Annotated in this window: 11 protein-coding genes and 1 pseudogene; all 12 read right to left on the bottom strand. The window is 33.4% G+C overall.

What is annotated here, in order from left to right:
- Positions 1 to 279: 279 nt before the first annotated feature.
- Positions 280 to 384: pseudogene (locus tag LB941_RS09395) on the bottom strand (putative holin-like toxin); the annotation flags it as partial.
- A gap of 520 nt (positions 385 to 904) precedes the next feature.
- Positions 905 to 2,200 carry an SLC13 family permease gene (locus LB941_RS09400; protein WP_253361525.1) on the bottom strand — a complete coding sequence of 432 codons (1,296 nt, stop codon included), beginning with the start codon at positions 2,198 to 2,200 and terminating at the stop codon, positions 905 to 907.
- Between the two features lie 9 nt (positions 2,201 to 2,209).
- Entirely contained in the window at positions 2,210 to 3,136 is a 927-nt protein-coding gene (locus LB941_RS09405; protein WP_253361527.1) for an alpha/beta hydrolase, read from the bottom strand.
- Between the two features lie 876 nt (positions 3,137 to 4,012).
- Positions 4,013 to 4,744 carry a DUF1129 domain-containing protein gene (locus LB941_RS09410; protein WP_341869237.1) on the bottom strand — a complete coding sequence of 244 codons (732 nt, stop codon included), beginning with the start codon at positions 4,742 to 4,744 and terminating at the stop codon, positions 4,013 to 4,015.
- 30 nt (positions 4,745 to 4,774) lie between these two features.
- On the bottom strand, positions 4,775 to 5,875 hold the full coding sequence (ychF, locus tag LB941_RS09415; RefSeq protein WP_253361529.1) for a redox-regulated ATPase YchF: 1,101 nt from the start codon (positions 5,873 to 5,875) through the stop codon (positions 4,775 to 4,777).
- Positions 5,876 to 5,892: 17 nt separating this feature from the next.
- A complete protein-coding gene (locus LB941_RS09420; protein ID WP_253361531.1) occupies positions 5,893 to 6,084 on the bottom strand; it encodes a DUF951 domain-containing protein in 192 nt (63 codons plus the stop codon).
- Between the two features lie 14 nt (positions 6,085 to 6,098).
- A complete protein-coding gene (locus tag LB941_RS09425) occupies positions 6,099 to 6,920 on the bottom strand; it encodes a ParB/RepB/Spo0J family partition protein (protein WP_253361615.1) in 822 nt (273 codons plus the stop codon).
- A 50-nt stretch (positions 6,921 to 6,970) separates the two neighbouring features.
- Positions 6,971 to 7,831, bottom strand: coding sequence for a nucleoid occlusion protein (noc, locus tag LB941_RS09430; RefSeq protein WP_253361533.1), 861 nt, complete (start codon positions 7,829 to 7,831; stop codon positions 6,971 to 6,973).
- 13 nt (positions 7,832 to 7,844) lie between these two features.
- Positions 7,845 to 8,576 (bottom strand): 16S rRNA (guanine(527)-N(7))-methyltransferase RsmG, encoded by a 732-nt coding sequence (gene rsmG / locus LB941_RS09435; RefSeq protein WP_253361535.1) that lies wholly within the window; start codon positions 8,574 to 8,576, stop codon positions 7,845 to 7,847.
- 278 nt (positions 8,577 to 8,854) lie between these two features.
- Positions 8,855 to 9,343 carry a hypothetical protein gene (locus tag LB941_RS09440; protein ID WP_253361537.1) on the bottom strand — a complete coding sequence of 163 codons (489 nt, stop codon included), beginning with the start codon at positions 9,341 to 9,343 and terminating at the stop codon, positions 8,855 to 8,857.
- A gap of 645 nt (positions 9,344 to 9,988) precedes the next feature.
- The gene (locus LB941_RS09445; RefSeq protein ID WP_253361539.1) at positions 9,989 to 10,627 is read right to left on the bottom strand and encodes an ABC transporter ATP-binding protein; all 639 of its coding nucleotides are present in this window, start codon (positions 10,625 to 10,627) and stop codon (positions 9,989 to 9,991) included.
- 3 nt (positions 10,628 to 10,630) lie between these two features.
- Positions 10,631 to 12,763 (bottom strand): bacteriocin-associated integral membrane family protein, encoded by a 2,133-nt coding sequence (locus LB941_RS09450; protein ID WP_253361541.1) that lies wholly within the window; start codon positions 12,761 to 12,763, stop codon positions 10,631 to 10,633.
- Positions 12,764 to 13,236 lie beyond the last annotated feature (473 nt).

A 13,236-nucleotide genomic window follows, 5' to 3' on the forward strand; every position in this document is an offset into this window, starting at 1 on the left:
GTGATTTCAATGAAAATATAAAATAATTCAAGCATAGAAGCTGAATAAAAATAAAGATCGCAATTACAAAAAGCAGCAGAACAGGCTTTCTAAAAATTTACCCACACAAAGTTGACACTATCACCAAATATAAAACATTAGCCAACTTTTAAATGGCATGTTATAATGTAACCAGAAAAAAGAAGCTCTGCGTCAACAGGACTTCCCATGTAGAGCCGTTTAAGACGGTGGTAATTTTAACGATATTTGATAGCCGCTAGCTTGCCAGAGCTAAGGCGGCTACTTTTTTTGCTGACTTTTAATCAGCTCAACAATTAATGCAATTAAGGCCACAGTAAACGTACCGAAACCAAGCATTAATTGTAAAGCATCCGACACGGACACTTAAGCTACTCCTTTCATTAGGATTTATGGGCTTTAAAGGTTTAACACCATAAGCACCACCCCCGATTGGAAATAGCCACCGCCTTAACTTCTCTACTTAATCCATTATACAGGAAAAAGATTGACCAAGATATCTATTCATTTAATTAATTCCATCATCTCCACTGTTCGTCCCTTAAAGAACCTTACAAGTAAAATTCTAGCCAATCCTTTATGTTTTCAAATTAATAAAGATTTAAACGCAAATAGCATAAGTTCAAAACAAGCGGTTTAATTTTTCAATCCGTCGTAAGTTTACAGCGTCCATGCTATGATGGGCTTCATTATGCCAATATTATGCAAATGGAAACTAAAAAGAAAAAGTTTAGCAAACTAAACACATACTTAACATAATTGCTGTTATAAAAAGGCATATATCCATACTGAGAAATTCTCAAATCTTAAAGTGTCTACTTTAATTTTATGGATATCTCTCAAGTAATGGTTATATACCTTTTTTGCATACTTTTACTTTTTCCTTCTAGCCTAGATTCAAAACACCAAACATAGCTGCGATAATAATTACTAACAAGTTTGTGATTGTCATTACTGGTACTGCCCGTTTAGTATATTCGGGAACCTCTAAATCTAACAGTCCACAACCAACATATGTTGAAGAGTTAGTTGGTGTGGCACTAGTTGCTAAGGATAGATTGCAAACAAAAGGTGCAATCATCGCAACTGCTGGGATTCCAAATGCTGCTCCAATAGTTATGAAGATTGGGTATAGAGCATTGAAAATTTGGAATGGAATGAAATAAATAATAATGACACATAATAGCAATAAAATAATATGTAAATAATGCAATACTGGATGTGGTACAACTGAAATCAATGACTTAGATAAAGCACCTACCATGCCAGTATTATTGAAAACGGCCTGATACATATTAATTGCCAATAACATTATTAAAATATTAAGATACATTGGACCGACACTGCCAAAAATCTTACCATAATCTTTGGGATAGTTAACCATCGCTGTAAAGACAGTTGCAATAATAAAGACTAAATATGGTGGTACACTATACACGCCTAATGCTACCATCGCAATAATAAAGACAATTAAATTAATCCAGAAAAATTGTGGACGACTGTTTTCTTTTTCTTCTTCAACTTCTGCTGCTGTTTCTTCTTGTTCAATTACTTGGAATGTCCCATTTTTTTGTCTATGTTTCCATCCAAAATAAATCCATTGTAAAATAATAACTGGAATAAAACAGTATGCCCAAGGTAAGGAAGCTTTAGACAATGCCGTAGCACTCAATCCTGCAGCTGAAGCAGTATACGCCATTCCTATACCCCAAGGAATAAAACACATTGCCGACATTGCAGTCTGTGCAATCATAAATGCATAGCCACGATCAAAATTGAACTTTTTATAGAGCGGTAAAAGAATGGGAAAGGTTATTAAATAAGCAGGAGTAAAATTACCTGTCAGTATTGAAAAACCACCAATTAAAGTTGTTAACACCATCAAAACAATCACATTCATCTTTAAATGACTTGTTAACGCATTAACAATTGTGTTAAACATTCCAGACTCTGTCAACATTGTAAAATACAAAAAAGCAAATAATAACATAAAACCGGTTGTTTGCATTAAAGATGCAAATTGTTGAAGAACAAAGTTACTGGTTTGCGTTAAACTATGACCTAAAAGTAATGAAAAAATAAGTGGAACAATCAGCAGCACAAAATTGAATGGTACTTTATCAGTTACAACCGTTACAACAACTATTGCAATTAACAGAATTGCCATTAATGTTACATTCATAATTTTTTCCTACTTTCTTAAATTTCCGCGAATAAACGCTTCTACACGATCAAGGTTTTCATCTGTATAATATGCAACATCTCCATGTTTAGCACCCTCAATAACATAAAAAGTGGCATCTTTTCTTGTTTCAAGTAATTTTTTATACAGGCGAATGCTTTGATTATATGACACTGTATCGTCCGCTGCACCATGCATCAATAAGACTGGTGGAATTGAAACTTTTTCACTTATATAGTTAGTACAAATTAATTTTTCGGATAAAGTTGGATTTTCATATACATCCTTATTACCAATTTCCATACCTTCAGGTGAATCAGCTTTCCCTTGATTAGGAGTTGTTGGAAAGTCGGGTTGACAAATATCTGTTACTGGATTAAATGCAACAACAGCATTTACTTCAGCCGAATATTCTGAATATAGATCTGAATCTAAGACATTTTTTTGTCCTTGCGTAAATGCTGTAAGTAGTGCTGTATGGCCACCACTAGAGTCACCTAAAATAAAGACATTGTTTGCATCTACCTTATATTCGTCTGCGTGTGCCCGCAGAAACCTAATCCCGGCCTTTGCATCTTCAACAGGTGCTGGAAAAGCTGCTAATGAACTTTCTCGATATTGTAAAATACCAGCAACGAAGCCTTTTTGTGCCAAACGTGCCATCACCGTCAAGCGCTTATAATTGTCTTGCTTCAACCATGCTGATCCTTGAACCCACAACAATAATGGATATTTTCTTACTTCAGCTTCCTTTGTTTCTGGGATAACCAATTGCAATGTTCTCTTTATTCCGTCAACTTCTTCATAAACAACATCATGCTTATATATGCCATACATCTCTTTACCTGTTGCTGTCAGAAAATGGACACCTTCTTGCTGTGCTAACGATTCTTTAAACTCTAAAAAATCCATATTCTTAACTGCTTTTTCTGTCATAACTTTAAAAGCCCCTTTCTATTGTTGTATTTAAATTATTTAATTCACTATTATAACACCTATTTGTATAGTATCCATATGTAATCATCAACATATATTGTGATTTAATTAACAAATATTATACTTAAAATATATAACCATTTTGAAACCGCGTCCAATTGAGCTTTTTTATAAAACCATCAACTTTTTCTATACTTTCATTTTCTGTTAGTCAAACATAATGACCATTACTACATCCGCAAAAATTTTTACGCTCACAAAAAATTTTCGTACTCATATCATCCAACCTACCGTTTCATAGTTGTTCAATCTACACTCATCTCTTTAGTGGTACCAAATATTTTTGTTTCATTCTTCAGATATTTTTCTACAATTTTCATCCGTTATAAATTTACAGCAACCATGCTATGACGCAATCAAAGAAAACAGAAAGTCCCATAATATAGAGTACTGATAGCAAAAAATTCTATCAACATCATTTGCAACTAAAGTATTTGAACGAATCTACCAAACAAGCAAATTAAACATTAAAAAACTCTTTAAGACTTTAGAAGCTTTGATAATTTTCAGATTTGAATTTTATTGCAGTCAAAACATTCTTTTGAGTTTAAATTACAAAAAGCTGTCCACTCTAATTAAGAATGAACAGCTAATAAGCTATGCCAATTTATTATAAAAACTAAATATTTAATTTATCAGTACCACTTGTTAAAGGGGCACCTTTTTAGCTCCACATACTTAATCCCGAAACATGTGCCCAAAAGCCACTAGCTATACAGATCTTTATCAGCTAGAAAAACCAAATTTCGGATTATCCATTTGCACTTTGCACTCTCTGGCTACCTTTTGTCTCACTTGCCTAACTCAAATACACTTTTAACGAAGGAAACGTTGAAAACCGAGTTTTCCCTTTAAATAATAGCGTACTCCAAAAGCAGCTACACCTACTACTGCATACACAATTGGATTCAACGCTGCATTAATCGATGTAGGAATCAAAGCTACCAAATAAAATAGTCCCATCCAACCAATAATTAAGACCAAAGTTGCTAATGTCATGTGAACCCACTTATGTTTATGCTTGTTCAAATTCTGTGGTAGCATAGCCGTATAAAAATAAGCTAAGCCTATCCCTGCAATCACTGACGTTGTTAATAATGTTATCCAACCACCATTTGATTGCGATTGTTTACTGCTACCGAAAAAGCCCAATAATGCATACATGAAACAAAACAAAATCAACATAATCAAACCATTGTCTAAAGCTGATACCCAAAATTTTTGTGGTTTAGGTTCTTCTCTTTTTTTCTTAGGGCCATCAATGATTTCACTTGCTCGTTCTTGTACTGTTCCATATAACCTAGTCGCTGTGATTCCTTGCTTTTGCTTTTCTTTTAGTTCAGCATACATTGTATCTAATGTATCTTCTTTATCTTCATATGCTAACCCTTTTTCATCCAACGCCTTAGATAAACGGAACAAATAGTCTTCATTTCGTTTAGTCAAGCCATCAAATTTGCCTCCCCGAACTGTTACTTCTTGTTTATGCAATTCAGCTTGTTTTTTTGATGCTCCTGCATTTTTTTGACGATTTGATTCATCTGCCACTATAAATTCCTCCTCGAATTGTAACTGGATTTAAACATTAAAGCGAAATTCAATAATGTCACCGTCTTGAACCTCATATTCTTTACCTTCAGAGCGTAAACGTCCTGCTTCACGCACTGCTTGCATACTGCCATACTTATCTAAATCATTAAATGAAATTGTTTCAGCGCGGATAAAGCCTCGTTCAAAATCAGAATGAATAATTCCCGCAACTTGTGGAGCTTTCATACCCCGTTTAAATGTCCAAGCTCTTGTTTCTTTACCACCAGCAGTGAAGAAAGTTGCTAATCCTAATAATTTGTATGATGCGTGAATCAATCTATCCAATCCTGATTCTGTAACACCTAAATCTTCCAAAAAGAATTCACGTTCATCATCATCTAGTTCAGCGATTTCTTCTTCTGTCCGGGCTGAGATAGCCAAGGCTTGTGCACCTTCAGATTCAGCAAATACTTTCACTTCTTGGTAATACTGGCTATCCTCAGGATTAGTCATATAATCATCTGAAATATTTGCCACATATAAAACTGGCTTAGAGGTTAATAGGAATAACCCTTTTACAATTGCCTGTTCATCTTGGCTAAATTCAATTGAGCGAACTGTCTTGCCTGCTTCCAAAACCGGTTTAATCTTCTTTAAAACCTCAAATTCAGCAACAGCTTCCTTGTCTTTAGTCCGAGCAACTTTTTCAACTCGAGCATAACGTTTGTTAATCGCATCCAAATCAGCTAAAACTAACTCAAGATTAATGGTATCAATATCTTCTAGCGGTGCTATTTTATTAGCAACATGCGTAATATTGTCATCATCAAAGGCACGAACAACATGGACAATTGCATCAACTTGACGTATATTTTCTAAAAATTTATTCCCCAGGCCTTCGCCTTTGCTTGCACCTTTAACTATTCCTGCAATATCAGTAAATTCAAATGTTGTATGAATAATTTTTTTAGCTGGAATTAGTTCATCAATTCGTGCTAAACGTTTATCTGGAACTTCAACCATCCCCACATTTGGATCAATTGTTGCGAAAGGATAGTTTGCCATTTCAGCTCCTGCTTTCGTAATTGCGTTAAATAATGTTGACTTTCCAACGTTGGGCAATCCAACAATACCTGCAGTTAATGCCATTTTCTAGTCACTCTTTCCTAATTATTCTCTTCTGCTTTTTCGAGTATTTTTTTCATTTTCTTATCAAACTCACGTCGTGGCAGCATTATTAGTCTACCACAACCGGTACACTTGATTTTGATATCCATTCCCATTCGGATAATCTCCCAACGATTTACACCACATGGGTGAGGCTTTTTCATTTCAACAATATCATGTAAAGCGTACATTGTCATCATCCTTTTTAATCTAAGTTAATGTGCAAAACATCCAAAATTCGGTTAAAATCTGCTACAGAAAAATAATCAATCTCAATTTTCCCTTTACCACTCTTTTTACTTGAATTAACAGTTACTTTTGTTCCAAATTTTTCACCTAATAATTGTTCACTTTGCCTGTAATATGGCTCAGCGATATCTCGAACTTTTTTTCGCTTATTAACTTTATTTTTTTGTCCGTTAAGCTGTTCAACTAACCCTGTCAAATTTCTTACTGTTAGTCCTTCGTTTACTGTTTTTTGCGCTAAGGCATTTACTTTATCTTTATCTTGTAACGACAATAGCGTTCGTGCTTGCGCCATTGAAAGTTCACCTGTTTGCAACAATTTTTTTGTTGCTTGAGGTAAACCTAAAAGACGTAAATAATTAGCAATATATGGACGCGATTTACCTAAATGCTCAGCTAATTGGGTTTGATTTAATTGTAGCTGTTTCATTAATTTCTCGTATGCCTGCGCCTCTTCCAAAGGGCTAAGATCTTCCCGCTGTAAATTCTCTAAAATTGCAATCTCTACCATTTCATCTTCATTAAATTGCCGCACAATTGCTGGAATAGTTGCTTGTTTAGCTAATTTAGAAGCACGAAATCTACGTTCACCTGCAATTAGTTCATATCCCAAAACACTGGATGGGCGAACAATAATAGGTTGAAAAACACCATTTTTTTGAATAGATTCAGCCAATTCTTGTAATGCTACCTCATCAAATGTTTTTCGGGGTTGATAAGGGTTAGGTCGAATCTTTTCAATTGGTATATTTACAATAGTTGCTTTTTTTTCTGCTACCATTGCAGTTAACCACTCTTTTTTCAAATCACCATTTACTGACATAACATCACCTACTTTTGTTCCTTATCATTAAGTGGAATATCAATAATTATTCGATGGTAATCTGGGCCGTCTTCTTCAGTTGCTTTAATTTCCATTCCTGTATCACTTACCATTTTAACTGACTGTAAAATCGTATTAAGCGCAATTTTAGTGCTTTTAGAACTGCCCTTCGGTTTATTTTTAGGCTTTGCTTTAGGTTTAATTTTTGTTTCAACTTTTTTTTCAATTGGCGCTTTTAGTTCAGCAATATACGCTTCTGTTTCTTTGACCGTCAGATGTTGTTCTTCAATTTTTTTAAGAACCTGATTCTGTTCTTCTGGTTCAAGACTAATTAATGCACGACCATGTCGTTCGCTAATTGCACGATTTAACAGGGCATTTTGGATAGTTGAATCTAACTTTAATAAACGCATCTTGTTGGCCACGAAAGATTGACTTTTACCAATTTCTCTTGCTAACTGGATTTGTGTTATTTGATTCAAATCCATTAGTTTTTTATATGATCTGGCCTCTTCTATCGCAGTTAATTCTTCACGTTGCATATTTTCAATTACTGCCATTGAAGCTGCCTCGACATCGCTCATTTCTTTGACAATTGCCGGGATTTTCTCCCATTTTAAGCGCGTTACAGCCCTAAAACGGCGTTCACCTGCTATTATTTCATATTGTTCTGGCAAAAATTCACGTACCACAATTGGTTGTAATAACCCATGTTCCGAAATAGTAGTCGCTAGTTCTGCAATACTCTCATCATTAAATATCTTTCGGGGTTGATAACGATTTGTTTGAATTTTAGCAACCGCTATCTCAGTAACTTCATTTAATTGCGGTTTTTTGTCATCTTTGGATTTAAAAAATGAAAAAGCCATTTTTTCCCCTCCCTTAATTTGCCATGAGTGGTTGTCTAGCTGGCATCCCAGCTTTTCTTGGATATTTCTTAGGTGTTACTTTCTTTTTTTCAACTACAATAATATGTCTTTCATCACCTGTCACTGGTAACTCTAATTGAATATCTTGTTTTACTTTACCGCCCAAAGTTGTGATTGCAAAACTAGCTTCCTCTAATTCTGTTGCTGCTTTTTGAGCTTTAAGTGCAATGAATTGTCCATTTTTTTTAACTAATGGTAAGCAAAATTCTGATAAAACAGTTAAGCGTGCAACTGCACGTGCGGTTACTACATCAAAACTTTCGCGCTTATCACTCTTTTTTCCTGCAAATTCTTCAGCACGTGCATGAAAAAATGAAACATCCTTTAAAGCTAGTTTGTCTGCTAATTCGTTTAAAAAGTTAATTCGTTTATTTAACGAATCTACAATTGTGACTTTTAAGTTAGGAAAAACTATCTTTAATGGAATTGATGGAAAACCTGCTCCTGCACCAACATCACAAATACTTAGTTGTTGCGTTTGTAGTTTCTCAACTACAAATGCAGGTAACAACGAGTCATAGAAGTGTTTTAAATAAACTTCTTTTTTATCCGTTATCGCAGTTAGATTAACATGCGCATTTATTTCAACTAAGAAACGATAATAAACATCAAACTGTTCCATTTGTGCAGTTGTCAAAGTAATACCTTTTTCCAGCAACGCGTGTTGAAATTCTTCTGGTGTCATACTTTTCCCCTTATTCATTAGCTTTAACGTTCTTGTGAAACAAATCTTCAATTTATGTTTCACATACTATACTTAAGTTTAAGTTATTTACCTTATAAAAACAAGATTGCTTTGCTTATTTTAAGTTAATTTGCTAAAAAAGATATCGTTTGCAAAAAAATCAATAAATAAAAAGCATAAACAACTGCTTGTCTCAATAAAACAAATTATCATTTATGCTCAATTATCCAATTTTTTTGTTGGTACTCATAGCCCCTTTTTCTATTACTTTTGAATGCTTATTTATTCTTGTATGGTGTAATCTTCTTATTTCTTCTAAAAGACGTAACTTTATAAATATCTATCGTTATTAACGATACCGCTAAAACACCAACTAATATTGCAAACAAATAAAACGGGAGTAGCTCCTCAACTAAATCAAATGTATCTCTAATTGCAATACATAATCCACCAAAAGAAACGTAAAACCAGGAGTTAGCAATATCTAACACTCGTAAAATTTCTCCCAATTCATTTTCTGTCAACTTATTGTACGTTGAAAAATTACGCAATCTTTTTTTCTCCCAGTATATTTTCACACTAGGTACTAGCCATAAAAATTTACTAATATATACATTTGGAGAATGTATATTTCCATTATCTGATTCTCTATTATCTGATAGTGTCGTTCTTAAAGAGCTTCTACGTTCCAACAACTCCATTAACCCTTGATGATAAGATGCTGCAAACACTAGCCATGCACCTACAACCCCCATTATTTTAATCATGGTACTTTCTCCCCTTTTAGCTTTACATATTACTTTTAAGTGTTATATCTACCTCTATCACACCATAACTAATACATAAATATGTTTAACAATCTTGTCTTATATACTATAAGATATTGCACTCAATCTATTATAATTTATTTATATCACTTATTACTATAAAATTCGAGAAAAGCATCTTAAAAGGATTCAACTACATGTATATCCAATTTGATACTGTCCAAACTGCTCTCAGTAAAAGAATGATTAACAAATAATCAAAACTATCTAGTCATCCTATAATTTGGATAAGAAAAAGGACGCCTCACGTAAACAATACTCTCCATACAAAACAGTTTAACGACATGACCTATATTACAAAATTACATTGTCACCCTCTAACAAACTGAAGTAATACAGGCGATCCTTTTTATTTATAACGTAGTTGAGTATCACGATTAAGAATATGACAAGCAACAACTCTGGAAAATGCTCTTTGACTATGAACTTTTTTGATGTGCCCTGTCTACATGAATTTCATCTTGTAAGAAAAAGACAGCCACTACCCTTAAAACTTTTTACTTAATCCATTAATCTGGGAGGTTGCCCCAGGTTTTACAGAATATTAAATTTGAACATGGGGATTTTTATGTTCAATTAATATGCCTACTTTTCATTCACAGATATTAATTTGGAATCCTTTAGATATAGTTTTTGATTTGCAACTTTCTGAAAATCATCATCATGTGAAACGACAATAATTGTTTTTCCCATTGCTTGTAGATTTTGGAAAATTTTAATGACGGCTTGAGAATTTTGATGATCAAGATTTCCCGTTGGCTCATCAGCAATGAGCACGTCGAAAGGTTTGATAGTTGCTCTCGCAATACCTACTCGTTGTTTTTCGCCACCGCTTAACCTGTATACTGGTTGATATAGCAATTCTGACCGTAAACCAACACTAGCTAATGCTGCAATCATCGCGTCTTCACTAATTTTCTTTTGCGCTATTTTTAGATTACTTTTAACGGTTTTATCATCTAATAAAAAGTAGTTTTGAAACACAAACGAAAAACGTTTACCCCATAGCTCTGGATACTTATATTTTCTCAAATCGCTACCATCTAAAATAACCTGGCCAGAACTTGGAGCATCCATTCCAGCAATAATTTTTAAAAGTGTTGTTTTCCCGGCCCCGCTTTTTCCTGAGATACTACAAAAAGAGCCCTGCGGAATTTCTAAGTTAATATTTTCTAACAAAGATACTCTGTCATAAATTTTCGAGACTTTTCTCAAAAGAATCATTTATTAATCCCTCCCTATGGTTCGATTCCTTTTGCTTATATCGTATAGAATTATGCTGAACGACATTGCTATAGCACCTACAAAAGCTAGTACTGACTCAGTTAAGCTTAACCAATCTATTGTGTGCATCAGGTAAATAGAAATAATGTTTGAAACTATGAATATACCACTAATAAAAATTACCGGGACAATCATAATTTTGTAAAGAGAATATCCCATAAACCGCTTAATAATAATCTCCTTTTCACGAAATAGATAATATTGATTTATTAACACAGATAGTGCGATAAAAGATATGATGCTAACTACAATTATTTGAGTCAAAGCCGTATTGGCAGCATTTTTCGTTTGCTGAATTAGCTTAGCTTTTTGAGTATAAACAGCTGTTACATAATTTATGCTTCTGCCCATTCCACTTTTATATAGTGATGACTGAATTAGCTCATAAGCCTGTCCAACATGTTTATCAAAAAAGAAGAAGCCCCCGTTCAGAGCAAAAAGATTTCCATAACTAAGGCTATTTTGATATTTATCAAAAACCGTTATAATCGGATCTTTCACCATATTTGTTGCTAAATTATCCCCAGAATTTGGATTATATGTAAAATATGCTTGTTCATTTTTAGCATACATGATTTCAATTTTTAAATTTTTTCGTGTAAATTTCGGCATACACTCTTTTTGCTTCCATTCCTTGAAATCTGAATTTAGCTGGAATAGGAATTCAGACAAATAATTAGACCGAATTTGCGACTCATATTTTCTATATTTTTCTGGTACTATTAGTATTTTTTTAAATAGCGTTGGCTTTATCTTCGTTACTTTACCACCATTTACTAACTTTATTTTAGATAACTTCAAATAGTTCAAATCTGCAGTAATGGCCCGACCAGAAGGCCGAATTATATAATCTATTTTAGAATTGTTATCTGGATTAATTGTGTACCAGGGAACCAACTTGTTATTAGAATTATAGACACCTAAAAGATTATTCGAAAATACAACAAAGGTTTGGTCTCGTTTCCTTAACTGATACCACAGTTTTTTCGCGCTAAGATCATAAGTTACTTCTGTCCTATTATCAGTTCTATCAAGTTGGTTAGTTACATTTGTTTGATATATATTCTTTGTAGATGACCAAGCATTAAGATTCTTAGCTTGTTCTTGATATTGTAAAAATTCTCGATGAATCCTAGGGACTTCAATGCTAACAAATAAAACACAAGCTATAAAGGCTGCAACACTGATGATAATAGCAGTTAGTGAAGCTCCTGACCAATTAAATGAAGCTGTTTTAAATTTTGCTTGTAACATGATAGCAGCACTATAAAGTAACAACATCAAGAATAGATAACTAATATACAAAAGCGCTAGCTGTAATATAAACGTCTTATAATAAATAAGACAATCTTTGTAAAATGAGTAGCTTGCTAAAAACACTGCGCTACTAGCCACAGCTATTAGTGTACTAGGTAATAAACTCTTAACAGCTTCACTGACATTACCACTAAGTCGATAACCAAAAAGTTTTCGTAATATAACTTTTTGACGCTCCTTTATAATGACAAACATCAATGAGATTATTGATACAATACCAGAAAGAAGTGCTAATGTAGCAACGTTGATTGTATTATTTATTTCTGAAGAAGTTTCACTTATGTTTGATTTAACTTTAACTTTGCCAAAATGACGCATTATTTTAGTTACTTTATTTATATCACCTTGAACATAAAAGACGCTATTAAAGCCTAAATTCTTAATTTTATAAAAAGGATACAATGTAACTTGATACTGTGTATTTGGTAGAAGTAATTTGGCACCATTATTACTATAGTTGTTAGCCACTTTAATAGAATCTTTGCCTTTTCTTACAGGTAACTTAGAGTTAGCGCTATAAATAACTAGTCCCTTTTCCCCCGTAAAAAAGTATTGCGAAATACTAGTGTTTCCTGTCGCTGCTTTCTGAAGTTGTCTTGTTAATTTAGAATAATCTGCATTGTCTTTTAATTGTAAAGATACTTCCTTTTTTTGTTGATACAATAACTTGTTAAAATAACTGTTGATTGCTGTGTTTATGATAATTGTCCCAGAAAGGACCAAAAAGACTATCATACTGAGTGATAATATTTTTTTCATAAGTTCCTTCTCCCCAATTAAACTATCTTATTAAAAGCCTCTTGTATATATTATAAAAACTAAATGCCCCCATAATAATATTACTGATGCTGGTGCTGTAATATCGCTAGTTGAAAGTTCTACGTAGCCACAGTCCGCAGAAGATAGTCAAAAGAAGAGCTGTAATTTTTTGTAACATCTTTGTTATCCCCTTTTTTAACCTTTTTAGAAAGCGCTTTATTTTTTATTATAGCATTAAATATAAAATTTTAACTAATTAACTACAGGATTTTTATTTAGCTTTTTTACCCAAATTGTCAATTCAAGCGCACCAATGTAGAGTTAATCTGCTAATACAGCTTCAATTATTTCTACCACATAGCGTAACTAACTAGCAGAAGTTCCATTCATTTTTGGACGCATTTTACAGCCAAAATAACTTACTAAAAGCTCTCAACTGCATCAACTGAGTTCCTTTTTATCTAAGCAAACTA

The organism is Ligilactobacillus ubinensis (assembly GCF_024160875.1).
Taxonomy (GTDB): Bacteria; Bacillota; Bacilli; order Lactobacillales; family Lactobacillaceae; genus Ligilactobacillus; species Ligilactobacillus ubinensis.